Origin of the sequence: Streptomyces sp. CB01881, from assembly GCF_002953255.1 — a bacterium.
GTDB lineage: Bacteria > Actinomycetota > Actinomycetes > Streptomycetales > Streptomycetaceae > Kitasatospora.
The window spans coordinates 982254-997177 of record NZ_CP026498.1 but is presented as its reverse complement, the minus strand read 5'-3'; the positions used below and the strand labels follow the sequence as shown (position 1 = coordinate 997177).

General features: G+C 68.2%; 15 protein-coding genes and 1 pseudogene. 3 read left to right on the top strand and 13 right to left on the bottom strand.

Annotation, left to right across the window (positions count from 1 at the left end):
- Positions 1-120: 120 nt before the first annotated feature.
- The 4 genes from C2142_RS04600 to C2142_RS04585 all read right to left on the bottom strand — a co-directional run bounded on the left by C2142_RS04600 (position 121) and on the right by C2142_RS04585 (position 4019).
- Positions 121-426 (bottom strand): Imm7 family immunity protein, encoded by a 306-nt coding sequence (locus C2142_RS04600; RefSeq protein ID WP_148641198.1) that lies wholly within the window; start codon positions 424-426, stop codon positions 121-123.
- Between the two features lie 225 nt (positions 427-651).
- A complete protein-coding gene (locus C2142_RS04595; RefSeq protein WP_148641197.1) occupies positions 652-1023 on the bottom strand; it encodes a nuclear transport factor 2 family protein in 372 nt (123 codons plus the stop codon).
- Positions 1024-1137: 114 nt separating this feature from the next.
- The gene (locus C2142_RS04590; RefSeq protein ID WP_162002406.1) at positions 1138-1560 is read right to left on the bottom strand and encodes a Dabb family protein; all 423 of its coding nucleotides are present in this window, start codon (positions 1558-1560) and stop codon (positions 1138-1140) included.
- A gap of 218 nt (positions 1561-1778) precedes the next feature.
- Complete coding sequence (locus tag C2142_RS04585; protein WP_148641195.1) at positions 1779-4019, bottom strand: MMPL family transporter; 2241 nt, start codon at positions 4017-4019, stop codon at positions 1779-1781.
- Between the two features lie 246 nt (positions 4020-4265).
- On the opposite strand from C2142_RS04585, the gene C2142_RS04580 reads away from it, so the two are divergent.
- Positions 4266-5015: a TetR/AcrR family transcriptional regulator gene (locus tag C2142_RS04580; protein WP_148641194.1), complete on the top strand. Its 750-nt coding sequence runs from the start codon at positions 4266-4268 to the stop codon at positions 5013-5015.
- 255 nt (positions 5016-5270) lie between these two features.
- Here the strand turns inward: C2142_RS04580 and C2142_RS04575 are convergent, their stop codons facing one another.
- Positions 5271-6146, bottom strand: coding sequence for a helix-turn-helix transcriptional regulator (locus tag C2142_RS04575; RefSeq protein ID WP_148641193.1), 876 nt, complete (start codon positions 6144-6146; stop codon positions 5271-5273).
- A 188-nt stretch (positions 6147-6334) separates the two neighbouring features.
- On the opposite strand from C2142_RS04575, the gene C2142_RS04570 reads away from it, so the two are divergent.
- Positions 6335-7102: an SDR family NAD(P)-dependent oxidoreductase gene (locus tag C2142_RS04570; protein WP_148641192.1), complete on the top strand. Its 768-nt coding sequence runs from the start codon at positions 6335-6337 to the stop codon at positions 7100-7102.
- 64 nt (positions 7103-7166) lie between these two features.
- Here C2142_RS04570 and C2142_RS04565 read toward each other — a convergent pair whose 3' ends face one another.
- The 3 genes from C2142_RS04565 to C2142_RS04555 form a co-directional block, all read right to left on the bottom strand.
- A complete protein-coding gene (locus C2142_RS04565) occupies positions 7167-7388 on the bottom strand; it encodes a hypothetical protein (RefSeq protein ID WP_148641191.1) in 222 nt (73 codons plus the stop codon).
- Positions 7389-7547: 159 nt separating this feature from the next.
- The gene (locus tag C2142_RS04560) at positions 7548-7946 is read right to left on the bottom strand and encodes a hypothetical protein (RefSeq protein ID WP_174315581.1); all 399 of its coding nucleotides are present in this window, start codon (positions 7944-7946) and stop codon (positions 7548-7550) included.
- Positions 7943-8797 (bottom strand): IS5 family transposase, encoded by an 855-nt coding sequence (locus C2142_RS04555; protein ID WP_148641190.1) that lies wholly within the window; start codon positions 8795-8797, stop codon positions 7943-7945. Before C2142_RS04555 ends, C2142_RS04560 begins: the two co-directional genes overlap by 4 nt.
- A 436-nt stretch (positions 8798-9233) precedes the next feature.
- On the opposite strand from C2142_RS04555, the gene C2142_RS04550 reads away from it, so the two are divergent.
- Positions 9234-9383, top strand: coding sequence for a hypothetical protein (locus tag C2142_RS04550; RefSeq protein WP_174315580.1), 150 nt, complete (start codon positions 9234-9236; stop codon positions 9381-9383).
- Between the two features lie 208 nt (positions 9384-9591).
- On the opposite strand, the gene C2142_RS41425 is transcribed toward C2142_RS04550, so the two are convergent.
- The 5 genes and pseudogenes from C2142_RS41425 to C2142_RS04520 all read right to left on the bottom strand — a co-directional run.
- Complete coding sequence (locus tag C2142_RS41425; RefSeq protein WP_277347224.1) at positions 9592-11043, bottom strand: transglycosylase family protein; 1452 nt, start codon at positions 11041-11043, stop codon at positions 9592-9594.
- Between the two features lie 111 nt (positions 11044-11154).
- Positions 11155-12828 (bottom strand): CHAP domain-containing protein, encoded by a 1674-nt coding sequence (locus C2142_RS04540; protein ID WP_162002405.1) that lies wholly within the window; start codon positions 12826-12828, stop codon positions 11155-11157.
- Between the two features lie 254 nt (positions 12829-13082).
- A complete protein-coding gene (locus C2142_RS04535) occupies positions 13083-13397 on the bottom strand; it encodes a hypothetical protein (protein WP_148641188.1) in 315 nt (104 codons plus the stop codon).
- Between the two features lie 7 nt (positions 13398-13404).
- The gene (locus C2142_RS04530) at positions 13405-13554 is read right to left on the bottom strand and encodes a hypothetical protein (RefSeq protein ID WP_153882755.1); all 150 of its coding nucleotides are present in this window, start codon (positions 13552-13554) and stop codon (positions 13405-13407) included.
- A gap of 285 nt (positions 13555-13839) precedes the next feature.
- Positions 13840-14924 (bottom strand): annotated as a pseudogene (locus C2142_RS04520) (ISL3 family transposase); the annotation flags it as partial.

Sequence of the window (14924 nt, the reverse complement as noted above, 5' to 3'; positions counted from 1 at the left end):
TGCTTGCCGGAGTAGTTCCACCAGCACTTCCTGGCCATCCCAGGAGCCATCTGAGCGAGACCCCATAGATTCCAGCTCAATCTACGAATTCAGCTGCCAGAGCCCTTCACGGCATAAGGATCAAGACGGGGAACTCACAGGGTCCTCGTCATCGTGCACATGCAACAGGCCATACGAACCCGGAGCCCGCTCACCGACCTCCCCGAAGAACTCCATGATCTCCGCGTCCCGGTGGTTGCGGAATCCCCCGAAGTGGATGAACACCTGCCCGTTCATCCATCGCAGATCAAGCAGATACGGGCTGCCGATCTCCCGGATGCGCCGCTCGATGCCCTCGACGATCCCCCGCAGACGGCCGTCGTCGTAGTCGTCATCGTCGGCGCTGGCGCTCTCCTGAACGTTGATCCAGCCGTGGTATTCGAACATGGCCGCAGCCTACTGACCCGCTCACCCACGGCCCAGCCGATTCATTGGCCAGCCTTTCCACGATGTGCGGAACGAGTACTGCAGCATAGGTGACCAACGTGAAGCCCCCGGTGACCAGGCATCCTGTGAGAAAGACCTGTCCTACCAGGGGCTCACGTCTGTCCGCGGCCGCCCTTCATACCTCGGCGGGGACCAGACCATTTCGTTGAGAAAACCTCAGTCAGCTCATCCGTTGACGTTGACCGCGACAGGGCTGAGATAGAAACGTGTCCAGTCGATGCGTCCGTCGCGGGTCGTCATGATGACTGGCCCACGCATGACGGCCTGGGTGCCGTCCGGGGCTGTGCCGACCATCTCCCATTCCGACCACAGTTCGGCATCAGCCGTGGTGCGGCGAAGAACCTCGGCCCGGATGTCGGGCAGCCGACCGAAGATGGCGGTCCAGTTCATGAGCACCCGGTCATTCCCGGTGAAGCCGTCTTGCGGCCGATGCGGGGTCTCGGACCGATAGTCGGTGGTGAAGCAGTCAGCGACCTGGTGAGGGTCGTGAGAGTTGATCGCGTCCTTGAGCCGGTCGATCGGGTCGTTCGTGTTCATTGCGAGCTCCTGGTTCCGCGGGTTGTTGCGCGCTGGGCGCGCTCTGAATGTGCGCTCTACGCCTGGCGCCTCGTCAGGGGTGTGGCCGTGGGGCGCCCGGCAGGATTTCGCCGCTCAGGAGGACGGGGTTGTTGTGTCTTCGCCGCCGGGCCTGGTGAAAGAGGCGGCCTGTGCCACGAGTGCGGCGATCTCGGGGTGTTCGGCGAAGTGGCGAGCCTGTACCTGCTCGATCTTTGCTTTGATCTCGGGGTCGGCGGAGTCCGTGATGTCGAAGGCCTCAAACCGCGCGAGGTAGCCGATGCCTTCCAGTTCGAGGCGGACGTGCGCGGGATGGTTCAGGTACTCGTGGTAGCCGTCGAGGTCTTCGATCACGAACACGGCTCCGTATGCGAAGCCCCCAGTGGGGTGTGGGCCGACCACGTACGACTTCACGGCGGGACAGGTCTCGCCGACCTGGCGCAGCAGGTCGAGGCAGGCCTTGAGCTGCTCCTCACTCAGGTCGGGCTTGGGCGTCAAGCGGTTGATATGGAAGATCATGGCCTTCTCCTCAAAACTTGGTACGGCACCGTCTCGTCTTTGGATTCCTGAGCGCCGGGGGCCCGTACCGGGCCCCCGGCGGTGTCGAAGCGTGCCCCCGTGTGACCAGTGGTCCTGCATGATCAGGCCATCCGGGCAGGCAGCTCGCCGCCGTGTGCCGACTCGCGGTGGCGCGCGGACAGACGGAAACCGGAGTCGCGCCGGGCGGCGCTTGCTGGTCAGCCCCTGGTCCAGTTCGCCGTGGGTGCCGGGGCCACCGCCGCGGGTCCGGATGGGGAGGTCGGCTCGGGTCCGCCCTCGCTCAGGCCGTAGCGGTTGTGGAGTCTGCGCAGGAGGCGGGGCGCGTACCAGGCCGAGCGGCCGAGCACCCGCATCGCGGCGGGGACCAGGACGCCGCGTACGGCGATGGCGTCGATGAGGATGGCCAGTCCGCTGCCGAGGCCGAACATCTGCATGAAGCTGAGCTTGGAGGTGCCGAAGGCGAAGAAGCTCACCGCGAGCAGGCAGGCCGCCGCGCTGACGATGCTTCCGGTGTGGCCGAGTCCGTTGCCCACGGCGGTCTCGTTGTCCGCTCCCTGATCGTGGAGTTCCTTGATCCTGCTGGTGACGAAGACCTCGTAGTCCATCGAGAGGCCGAAGGCGATGCAGAACATCAGCACGGTCATCGTCATCTCCATCGGCTGTGCGGTGAAGCCGAGCAGTGAGGAGAGGGTGCCGTCCTGGAAGATCCAGGTCATCACGCCGAGGGTGGCTCCCAGGCTGATCACGTTCAGGACCAGTGCGCGCAGCGGCTGCACGATGCTGCCGGTGAACAGGAAGAGCAGCAGGAAGGTGGTGACGACGATCAGGGCCACGGCCAGGGGGAGCCGGTCGCCGATGGATTCCTTGGAGTCGACGAGTTCGGCGTCCGTTCCGCCGAGCAGGGGGTGTGTCCCTGGGGGAGGGGTGGCCGAGCGCACCTGCTCGACGAGGCTCTGGGCCGCGTCCGACTTCGGTGTCAGGCCGCTCATCACGCTGATCCGCTGTGCGTCGGGTCGGCCCAGCGTCGGGTCGCCCGGCCCGGTCGCCGTGGATTGGCCCGCGGTGTAGGTTCCCGTGCTGGTCTCGACGCGCTCGACGCCCTTGAGCGCGGCCAGTCGGGCTGCGTACGACGCCAGCGGGGTCTTGTCCACGGGCTGGTTGATGGCGATGTGGAGGGCCGAGTCCTCGCTGCCGCCGAACTTCTGGCGCAGTGCCTGCGAGACCTGGCGGCTTTCGGCGTCCTTGGGCAGCACGCGTTCGTCCGGCGTGCCGAAGGTGATGTTCAGCAGCGGGCCGGCCGCAAAGAACAGCACCGCGAGGACGGGCAGTGCGGTGAGCGCGGGCCGCCGCATGACGGTGCGTGCCACCCGTCCCCACAGGGGTGCGCGGGCGGCGGAGTTCCGCGTCTTCGCCCACGGCAGCCGACCGCTGTTGACCCGGTGCCCCAGAACCTTCAGCAGGGCCGGCATCACGAACAGGGTGCTCAGGGCCGCGATCGCGACGACGCCGACTCCGGCGAAGCCGAACGAGCGCAGGAAGTACTGCGGGAACACCAGGAGTGCCGCGAGGGCGGCCGCGACGGTAGCGGCGGAGAAGGCGACGGTGCGGCCCGCTGTGTGCACGGTGCGCCGGACGGCGTCGTCCACGCTCACCCCGGCCGCGAGCTGCTCCCGGAAGCGGCTGACCATCAGCAGGGCGTAGTCGATGCCCAGTCCCAGGCCCAGGGCGGTGGTGAGGTTGGTCGCGGTGTCGGCGACATCGGTGACGCTGCCGAGCAGGAAGAGCTGGGCGAACGATCCCATGATGGCGATCAGCGCGATGATCAGCGGCAGCAGGGCCGCGACCACACTGCCGAAGACGAACAGGAGCAGTACGAGAGTCAGCGGTATGGCGATCCCTTCGGCGAGGATCAGATCCTCGACCACCTGGTTCGACAGGTCTGCGCCCACGGCGGCGCCCCCTCCGGCCTGGACGGTGAGGGTGTTCCTGTAGGTGCCGCTGTAGGTGTCGAGGATCTCCTTGGCGTATTTCCGCTGCTGGGTGGCGTCGCCTCTCACGTGGGTGAGCACCATGGCCTCGCGGCCGTCCTTGGAGAGCAGGTCTGGGCTGTTGGTTTCCCAGTACGAGACGACGTTGCTGAGGCGCTTGTCCCTCTTGAGCTCGGCCACCAGGGCTTGGCCGGTCTCTCGGTGGGCGGGGGTGTCGATGCGGCCGGCGGGGGAGCCGACCAGCAGGACGAGGTTGGTCTCGCCGCCGAACTTCTCGTCGATGACCTTCGATGCCCGGGTGGAGGGAGAGGCCGGGTCATCGAAGCCACCCCCCTTCAGCTTGTCGAAGGCGCCCGCTCCCACGACCCCCATAAGGGCCACGGCCAGGGCGGCGACGACCAGGACCAGCCGGGATCGGCGAATCGCCAATCCGGCCACACGTTCGAACACGGATGATCTCCTTTGAAGCTTCTTCTGGGGGCAAGACGGGGTGGGCCGGGCATGGGCCGGCGCAGTGCGGCGCAGATCTCCTTCGCCCCGCCAGAGGGGGCGCGGCGCCGCGCTCTTCATCACCAGGGCACGACGCTAGTCAGGCGATCGGCCTTTGAGCAGGAGGAGATTTACCTGACACTGTTAGGTATTCAGATAGTCGTAGACCTCTGAGACCCCGTCGGGTCGGCACCATAGGATCGCCGTATGTCCGCAGACGCGTCCGCGACGGTCCTGCCATCCCTGCGCCAGCGACGCCGGGCCGTCGCCACCCAGGAGATCGTGGCCGCTGCCGAGAGCCACCTCGCCGAGCACGGGTTGCACGCCCTGTCCCTGAGAGCGGTCGCCCGTGGCCTCGGTATGACCGTGCAGGGGCTCTACCACTATTTTCCGAACCGGGACGCCCTCGTCACGGTTCTCGTCGCCAAGGCGTACGAGGACCTGGCTGACGCCGTGACAGCGGCTGTCGACACGATGGCGGACGAACCGGCTGCTCTGCGGTTCCTGGCCGCCGCCGAGGGTTACCGCCGATGGGCCGTTACCCACCCCGAGCGATTCCAGCTGCTGTACGGGGCGCCGTTGCGGCACTACGAGGCACCGGCCGAGGGTCCGACCGTTCAGGCGATGCGCCGGGTGGGCGAGGTCTTCCAGCGCGAGTTGTTCGGCGGGTTCACCACGTCACAACTGGCCGCGGCCGGCACCCGGGTCCTCTCGTCAGCCCTCCAGGCGGACCTGGAACACTTGATTCCGCACGGCCCGGACACCCTGCCGCCTCCTGCGGCCGCTCTCCTCGTCAGCGCATGGGGGCACATGCACGGCATGGTCGTCCTGGAAGTCTTCGGACACACCGCCTTTGTCGGCGAACACCAGGCCGAGATCTTCCACATGGCGATGCGGGATCTGTTCGAGGACGTTCATCGCCGGATCCCCGCACCACCCCACGCCGAGCCTCGGTGAGAAACCTAGACGACCCACCATGATTGTCGGACCGCTCCGAACTCCAGCAGGTGGCCGACGCGGCGCTGCGAAACTGGCCACCCATCTCACAGTCGATGCCCGAGGGAGCGTGCGGATCGCAGGAATATGAAGGTGCTGAGTGGCGGGTGATGTGCCATCACCGGCTCGGTGATGGCACTGACGCGGCAGGCTGATACCCCGAGGGCGTCAAGCCCCTTCCCTGGTGGTCGAAAAACACAAAACTCCGGGCGCGCCTCAGACGGGTGGCCAGTTGCGTAGTGCGGCGTCGGCCATGCCGCGCGCTGTGTAGGCGGGCTCGGTGTGTGCGAGTGCGGCGAGGAGGCGCAGTTTCTCGTCGCTGTCGCTGCCTTTGTCGGGGTAGTAGATGACGAGGATGACGTCGTCGATGGCGAGTTTGTCGCGGTGGAGACGGAGTTCGCCGACGACGGGGTGGTTCACCGTGGTCGTGCCTCCATCCAGAGTGCGGACGTCGTGGCGGGCCCAGAGGGTGCGGAACCGCTGACTGGACAGGGCGAGTTCGCCGACGAGCTCGACGAACCGGGGATTGTCGGTGTCGTCCCCGATGGTGGTGCGCAGGGCAGCCACGAAGTCGGCGGTGGCCCTTGCCCAGTCCTGCTGGAAGGCCTGTTCCTCGGAGTCCAGGAGGAGGGAACGCAGCCGGTTCTCGCCGGGCCGCAGACGGGGGGAGAGGGCGATCGCCATGGGGTTGGAGGCCAGGACGTCGAACGCTCGCCCTTCGACGAACGCGGGAAGCTGAAGGTGCCCGAGCAACTCGTGCACCCGCGCCGGTACGTGCTCGGGCCGCCGACGGCGCGGCGCTCTCGGGCGTGCCGACGAGAGGCCCAGCAGATACGTCCGCTCGACCTCGTCGAGCTGCAGCACGCGCGCGATGGCTTCGAGGACCTGCGGCGAGGGGTTCTTGTCGCGGCCCCGTTCCAGGCGCAAGTAGTAGTCGGGACTGATGCCGGCGAGCAGGGCCACCTCCTCGCGGCGCAGGCCCGGCACACGCCGGTTCCCGCCGGGCGGGAGTCCCGCCTGCGCCGGAGAGACCAGCTCACGCCGGGCACGTAGGTAGCTGCCGAGCCGGTTGCCGGATTTCTCGTCCTTCATACCGACACCGTAGTGCGGTGCGCGTATCTCAGAGGGGGCCCTGGCAGGACCAGGGAAGACGGGGGCCGTTCTACACCCGTCGGATGCCGTCAAGACTGCGACAGCACTGTTTTGAAAGAGACAGAGCCTCACTGTCTGCGCCGCCGGCCTGCACGCCCGGCGGCGCCCCGGACTGAAGGGAAGATCCCATGGACCTCTCCAACCGCACTGTTCTCATCGTCGGCGCAACATCCGGAATCGGGCGGGAGTTGGCCTGGCGGTTCGCTGCGGCGGGCAGCACCGTGGCCATTGGCGGCCGCAGCCCGGAGGCGCTCTCGGAACTCGCCGAGGAGGGATTCGGCACGATCGGCGTCGACGTCACCGACAGCGCCTCCGTCGAAGCCTTCCGTGACGCCGCGCTTGCCCGATACCCGGAGCTGGACACCGTGGTGACGATGTCGGGCGTCATGCTCCTGGAGGACCTGCGCGACCCGGCGCACTTCCAGGCGGCAGCAACGACGATCGACACCAACCTGCTCGGCACCATCCGGGTCATCGATGCCTTCACTCCGCACCTGGTCCAGAGGGGTGCCGGCACCTTCATCACCGTCACCTCCGGCATCGCCTTCCTGCCGTTCCCGCCCATGCCCAGCTACGCCGCCTCGAAGGCCGCGGTGCACGCCTACTCCGAGGCACTGCGCGCGCAGCTCGACGGCACCGGCGTCGACGTCGTCGAGCTCGTCCCCCCGGCCGTCGCCACGGCAGGACAGGAAAAGGTGAATCCGCACGCGCTGCCGCTCGACGACTTTGCCACCGAGGTGATGGACCTGCTGGGGAGCGAGCCCACTCCGCGCGAGATCCTCGTCAATGGCGTCCTGATGCACCGGTGGGCCGAGCGCGATGGCACCTACGACGAACTGGTGGCTCAGCGCTCGCGGGCCCTCACGATGCTCCCGAGCCGGCAGGGCCAGCGATGAACAGCCCTCCTCGTGCTGACGAACGCCGAGGCAATGCCGAAAAGTTATGGTTTGAGCAGTTCTGTCAAATCAACGCGTAGATCGGCGAGTTCGCGGCATTGGGCTGGCTGGTTCGGGCGTCTGCTGGTGCGTCTTCGGGGAGAGCGTAGGTTGCCGGTGCGGTCTTGACCAGCAGGTTCTTGCGTGCCCAGGCGCTCAGGTGGATGGTGAGGGTGTTCTCCTTGACAGTGTTCAGCGCGGCGGCGATCTCGCGGGTGTGCCAGTGGCGGTCGGGCGCCGTCGCCATGACAGCGAGCACGTCCTCGCGGCGAACGGCGAGTTTGGAGGGCCTGGGTGGCCCGGCCGGGATCTTGAAGGTTCCGGGTCCGGTCTTGATGAGGATCTCGCGTCGTGCCCACCGGAGCAGTTCGCCGGTCAGGTCGCTGCGGTCCAGTCTCAGTGGGCGTTAAGTCCGTTTCTGGTAGCGGCCTCGTCCGGGTTGGGTGAGGAAGCCTTGGCGGGTGAGGCGTCCGAGGCGGCTGCGGGTGATGTTGACGGACGCCTCATCGGTGGGCATGTCGAGGAGTTCGTGCAGCTCGCGAGCTTGGAACGCCCGGCCGGGGTACTGGTTGAAGGCGTTCACGATGGCCTGGTAAGTGGTGTTCCTCTCGGGCGGTTCCGGTTCGGTTCCTGTCGGCGCGACCTCCGTGATGATCTTTCGGGTGGTGGTCAGGTCCGCGAGACGGGCCTCGGTCTCGGCCAGGGCGGCGGTGAGGTGCTCGATCTGGTCGCGCAGTTCTGCGGCCCGGGTGGTGGCCTCGTCCTGCCGGGCCTGGAGGCCGGCCAGGAGTTCGGTGACGTTCACGCGGCCAGTCCGAGGGTGTCGCGCCAGGCCGGGGCGGGTGTGGTGAGGCGGCGGGTCATGTTCGCGGTGGAGGCCCGGTAGACGCGCGAGGCGGAGGTATCGGGCCGGTAGTCGTACTCACGGGCGAGGCGCCGGTGGAGCATCAGCGTGCCGTTCGTCTGCTCGACCACCCACCGCTTCGGTTGCGGGACGAATCCTTTGCCCTGGTCGGCCGGGTTGCGGCGGACGACTTCGACGTCGATGTCCAGCAGGGCACCGTGGATGATGACCTCGTCCTTGAAACCCTGGTCCACCAGGGCTTTCTCCAGCCGACTGCCGCACCGTTCGGCGGCCTGGTCGAGCAGGGCGGTGCCGGCGGCGTTGTCATGGGCGGAGGCGGTCAGGACGACGACGCCGATGATCAGGCCCATCACATCGACAGCCAGTCCCCGCTTGCGGCCCGACACCTTCTTGTTGGCGTCCAGTCCCGTCGTGGTCTTCGGAACACCGGCGGCCGCCCGAACGGACTGGGTGTCGATGATCACCAGGGACGGGTCCTCTAATCGGCGGGCCCTCTCCCGCACCTGGCAGCGCAGGAGTTCCTGGATCCGCTGGTCCAGCCCGTCCTGGCGCCACAGGCTGAAGTAGTAGAACACCGCCGACCAGGCCGGGAGATCATGGGGTAGGTAGCGCCACTGACAGCCCGTCCGGTTCTGGTAGAAGATCGCGTTCACGACCTCTCGCAGGTCGCAGGACCCCGGATCCCCGGTCGCCGACCGCGCCACCCGGTCCTGTTTCCAGGCCGTGATCATCGGCTCGATCAGCGGCCACTGTGCATCCGATAAGTCACTGGGGTACGGCTCTCTCTCCATGCCTGGCATCTCAGCATGGACATGCCCACGGAGTTGTCGCATAGCGGCCAGTACCCACGATCGAGTGATCACAAACCGGGGAAGATCGGACTTAACGCCCACTCGGGCCGAACCATCTTCTCTGCTTGTCGTTTTTGATGAGAGTGATTAGCGCGTTTCCAGTCCAGGCTGGACCTCCGCCGGTGACTGCGCCATCCGGTGTCGCCAAAGGCGGCTTCCAAGCTTTGCTGTCAAAGCTTGGAGCGGGCCGAGTCAATAGGCGCGAACCAAGCCGACCGACTCGGCGCCTCGTGCGCCCGATGACCGTCCGTCGGCGCTTGCGGCGCCGCCGGACGACGACGAAAATCAGGGGAAGCAAGTCAGCAGCAGCCTCCGCCCGTCGATGCCTCCGCGGGGACAGCGGAGTCCCGACGGGTTCTACGGGCACTCACGCAGCATGGATGCCGACCGTATCCTCGACGAGGCCCGCCACACCGGCGACCCGGTCCACCTCATGCACCTGTTCGGGATCTCCGTCGCCACCACCGTCGCCTACGCCAGCGCCGCCCACCCCGAACGCTTCACCACCGACCCGGCCCAGCCGTAGGCCCGCACGGCGAGGGCGGACGACGCCGGGAGGGGACGCGCGGGCGAGGGTTTGGAAGAGAATGGCTTTTGGAGGCGCCCGAGCGGGCCCGGGCAGACCGTCCTTTCTCGCCTCCGCGCACCGAAGGCCGCACCGGCCGTACCCACGCAGTCCTCTGCCCCGGGGCTGATCGGGCCCCGGGGCAGTGCGGGTTCCTCGCCGCTCAGGATCAGGTGGTCTGGAACTTCCAGGTGCCGAGGGTGGTCCAGTTGCTCCAGGTGCCGCCGTTGGCGCTGTACGCGTGGGAGATCAGGCCGTCGGCACCGATGCCGAAGACCTCGGCCGCGTGCGTGGCGGACTCGTAGACGGCGGTGGGGTTGCCGGCGAACTTGTACGTGCCGAGTGAGGTCCAGCCCTGCCAGGAGTCGGCGTTGAGGTTGTAGGTGTGGTTCAGCACACCGTCGGTGCCGGTGCCGAACAGTTCGATCGCGTTTGTCGAAGCGTTGTAGACGGCGGTCGGGCTGCCGGAGAACTTGTACGACGGGTCGAGGGTCGACCAGCCGCTCCACTGGCCGCCGTTGAACAGGTAGTTGTGCGAGATGACGCCGTCCTTGCCGGTCGCGAACACCTCGGTGACCTTGTTCACCGGGTTGTACACCACCGCCGGGGCACCCGAGAACCGGAAGGACGGGTCGAGCGTGGACCAGTCAGTCCAGGCGCCGCCGTTGGTGCTGTAGCTGTGGGACAGCGCACCGTCCGCACCGATGTCGAACACCTCGGCCGTCTTGGTGTCCGGGTTGTAGACGGCGGTGGGGGTGCGTGCGAACTTCCAGGTGCCGAGTGAGGTCCAGCCCTGCCAGGAGCCGGCGTTGAGGTTGTAGGTGTGGTTCAGCACACCGTCGGTGCCGGTGCCGAACAGTTCGATCGCGTTTGTCGAAGCGTTGTAGACGGCGGTCGGGCTGCCGGAGAACTTGTACGACGGGTCGAGGGTCGACCAGCCGCTCCACTGGCCGCCGTTGAACAGGTAGTTGTGCGAGATGACGCCGTCCTTGCCGGTCGCGAACACCTCGGTGACCTTGTTCACCGGGTTGTACACCACCGCCGGGGCACCCGAGAACCGGAAGGACGGGTCGAGCGTGGACCAGTCGGTCCAGGCACCGCCGTTGGTGCTGTAGCTGTGGGACAGCACACCGTCCGCACCGACCGCGAACACCTCGGCTGTCGCCGTATCCGGGTTGTAGAGGACGGGGGCCGCCGCCGAGGAGGGGGCCGTCATCGGGGTCGGCGTCGGGGTGGGGGTCGGGTCCGGGTACGGGTTGGTGCGGTCGGTGGCCAGGCCGGTGCCCGGGCTGCAGGTCCACGCTCCGGCACCCTGGTCGGCGAGGATCTTCTCCGCTATCAGGATCTGCTGCTGCTTGGTCGCGAGGTCCGGGCGGGCCGCGTACGCGGTGCCCCCGTAGTACTTCCAGTTGCTCAGGCTGATCTGCAGGCCGCCGTAGTAGCCGTTGTTGGTGTTGATCGACCAGTTCCCGGTGCTCTCGCACTGGGCGACCTTGTCCCAGGTCGCCACCGAGGCGGCGTCCGCCTGGCCGGCGCCGAGGGAGGCCGCCGCCACGGCCAGGCCGAGGGCGCCGACGGTGGTGCTCATGCGAGTGCGGGCGTGGGAAGGGGTGCGGGTCATCTGGAGGTCCTTCGGGAAGTCGTGGGAGCAGCCGGTGGCTGCGGTCAGGCGAAGACGGGCGCGGCCGCCGGGTCCGAGGGACCCGGCGGCCGCGGGCGGGTTGACCTGCGATTAGTGGGTGTTGAACTTCCAGGTGCCCAGGGAGTACCAGCTGCTGAAGGGGCTGCCGTTGCTGGTGTAGGCGTGCGAGATCACGCCGTCCTGGCCGATGCCGAAGACCTCGGCGGCGTTGGTGTTCGGCTCGTTGAGGGCCACCGGAGTGCCGGCGAACTTCCAGCTGCCGAGCGACGCCCAGGACGACCAGGAGCTGCCGAGGTAGTACTTGTGGTTGACGACGCCGTCGGTGCCGGTGCCGAACAGCTCCACGGCCTTGGTGGTGGAGTTGTAGACCGCCGAGGGCACGCCGGCGAACTTGTAGCCCGCATCGAGGGTGGCCCAGCCACTCCACTGGCCGCCGTTGGTGCTGTAGGCGTGCGACATGACGCCGTCGGCGGCACCGACCGCGAATACCTCGGCCGTCTTGTTGTTCGGGTTGTAGACGACGGCCGGGGCTCCGGTGAAGCGGTAGCTCGGGTCCAGCGTGAAGAAGTCGCTCCACGCGGCGCCGTTGGTGCTGTAGGCGTGGGACAGCACGCCGTCGGTGCCGATCGCGAACACCTCGGCGGTGTTGAGGTCGGGCTCGTAGACGGCGGTGGGGGAACCGACGAAGGTCCAGTTGCCCATGGTGTTCCACGCCGACCAGGCGCCGCCCGCGTAGTACTTGTGGTTGAGCTTGCCGTCGGTGCCGACAGCGAACAGCTCCACCGCGTTGACCGACGGGTTGTAGACGGCGGACGGCGAGCCGGTGAAGTGGTAGCCGGGGTCCATGGTGCTCCAGGAGCTCCACTGGCCGCCGTTGACGCTGTAGGCGTGGGACAGCACGCCGTCGGTGCCGATCGCGAAGACCTCGGTGGTCTTGTTGGTCGGGTTGTAGACCGCGGTGGGCTTGCCGGTGAAGTGGAACGAGGAGTCGATCGGGTACCAGTCGCTCCACTGGCCGCCGTTGGTGCTGTAGGCGTGGGACAGCACGCCGTCGGTGCCGATCGCGAAGATCTCGGAGGTGCCGTTGTCCGGGTTGTAGACGGCGGCCGGCGCGACGTCCGTCACCTGGGGGGCGACCGGGTCGGTGACAGGCGGGGGCGTGGTGGTGCCGCCGACCGGGCTGGCGTAGCCCTGGACATTGACGCGGTATCCGGAACTGGTCGTCCACACCACCGAGCCGGGCTGGGACGGCATCCCGGCGTTGCGGCTGACGCTGCTCGGGCTCCCCTGGTTGCCGCCGATGTAGTCGATGGTGCCGTTCGAGTTGACCGCGGTGACGAGCGCCACGTGGTCGTAGTCCGTGCCGCTGAAGCCGTTCGGGTGGAAGAAGACGGCGTCGCCCACGTGCGGGGTGCCGGACAGCCCGCCCTGGTACTTGTTCGCGTAGGTCTGGAAGCTGTTGGCGAGGTCGTTCAGGATGCCGAGGTTCTGGACGCCGTTCTGCGCCCACACCCAGCCGGCGAAGTCCGCGCACCAGGCGTGTGCCTGGTGGCCGCCGGAGCAACTGGAGTGCTGGCCGGTGCCGGAAGCGTAGTATCCGCCGTTTCCGCAGGCGTTGTTGCCGAGCTGGCTCGTGGCCGTCTGGACGATCGAATCGGTGAGCGTCGAAGCGTGGGCACCGGGGACGGCCAGGATGCTGAGACCGGAGGCGGCCAGGGTGACGGCGGCTGCGGAGGAGGCGAGGCGGGTACGGGCGCGGGACATGGCAAAGCTCCAAGTCGTGAGCGGGGCAGGTTTTTGTTGGCGCACTGCTGGCATGCCTGGCGGGGCGTGTCCGGCCGGGAGCGGGCAGCGGGAAGTTCAGGGCCGGCGGGCGGCGGAACGGTCGGTCGGGTATCCGGCGGGCAGTGGTCGCCCCGGCCGGAGGGGTGGTGCGAAGTTCGGTGGGCGCCATCGCGGGTCGTACGGCACGGCGGTGCGGGGGCGCGGGATGTGTCAGGCGGCTGGCGGCGCAGTGGTCACCGGGCGGTGTGGCCGGTGGCCCCCGGCGGCTCCGGGGGCAGGTAGCACCGGCGGAGCAGGGGCGAGGTCCGGTGGCTGCGGGAGACCAGGCTGTGGGCGCGGCCGACGGCGTCGGGCAGGTCGGATGGGTCGCGGCTGAGGAGGTAGAGAAGGAGGTCGATCCGGTCCAAGGCGGGCTGTGCGCTGGCGTGCTGGAGTCCGTCGGCGGGTTTGGCGTGCGCCCACAGGGCGTCCACGGCCTCGGCCGCTTCGCTCGCCTCCGCCCCCGTGCCGGGGTGTCGGCGTTTCAGGCTGGCGTAGACGATGTCCATCGCGTGCTCAGCCGCCCCAGCCGAGGCTGTCGGAGGTGACGGCGGTCGAGCCGGGCGTGGTCCCGGCGGTGGCGGCCGAGGCGGCGGGGGCGATCAGGAGCGCGGTGAGGAAGACGGCGGCGACCGCGGTGGCCTGGGCGATACGGGTGCGGATCATGACGGAGTCCTTGCTTCTGCTGGTGGGAGAGGTGTGCTGGGCCGGGCCGGGCGTCCCGCGGTTGACGCTCCGTTCGGCTACCGCTTCCGGCTGTTTCCCTGGCGGCGATCAATAGCTTCGCCGCTCGCCGAGGGCATCGGAAGGCTTTCCGGATGTCGCCAATCGGCCTGACTGGATCCCGACATGGTGTCGTGGACATGCCATTACTCCCCCCTTTGTGTGGCGTGTGACGCGCGACTCACCCCCTGCCCAAATGCGGCTCTTCTGCTGGATCTGTGGGTGTGATCAGACGAGTTGGCGGCGGGGCAGGGCAGGCCGGGTGCCGCCGAGACAGAGCATGACGAGGGCGATGACGGCCTCGGCACTGCGAAAGCCGAACCCTCGTCGGATGATCAGGCGTGTCTTGGTGTTGGTGGACTCGATCAGCCCGTTACTCAACGCCTCGACGATCGCGTGCAGGATGGCGTCGCGGTGGCGTCGGACCTTGCGGGCGAGGTCGACGAAGGCGGGGATGCGGCAGCGTCCGGCCCAGGACAGCCGGCGGTCCAGCGCGGCGACGGCAGCGTGGACGCCCTCGGCCCGGGCGATCCGGTAGATCGTGCGCAGGCCCTCCTTGAGCAGATGGGCCCGGTGCAGGCGCGGGTCGTTGGCGGCGATCCAGGCGAGCTTGGCCGTCTGCCGGTCGGTGAGGTCCTCGGGTTCTTCCACAGCGCGTGGCGGGAGTGCTTCAGCCTGCGGGCCAGGTCCGGGTCCGCGGCCTGGCGGCGGGCCCGGTTCCAGCTCGCGCGGCGTTCCTCGTCCAGCGCCTCTGTGGCCCAGGCGACCACGTGGAAGGGGTCCATGGCGCGCACGGCGTTCGGGGCCCGCTCGGCGACCACGTCCGCGATCCACTCCGCGCCGTCGGCGCTGATGTGCGTGAGCCGGTGGGCGCGCTCGGCACCCAGGGCATCAAAGAACGAGCGCAGGACGTCCTTGCCATGGCCGTCTGCCATCCACACCACGTGCCGGGTGTCGTGGTCGACGACCACGGTCATGTACTTCTGGCCCCTGCGGTAGGAGATCTCGTCGACGCCGATCCGTCGCAGCCCGGCGAGGCGGTCGATCCCGGCCTCCGCATCACGCTGGTAGCGGGCCAGGATCGCGCCGACGGTGCGCCAGGCGACCCGCATCAACTGTGCGGTGGCCGACTTGGAGCACTCGGTGGCCAGCCAGGCGACCTGCTGGTCGAAGTCGTACGTGTGCCCGGCGTCGTGTCGGGCCCAGGGCACCGCCGCGACCACCACCCCGTGCCGCTCGCACGACACACGCGGGGCGTCGGCCTCCAGGAACAACTGCAGTCCGACCGCGTCCAGGTGCCGCCCGGCGTCCCG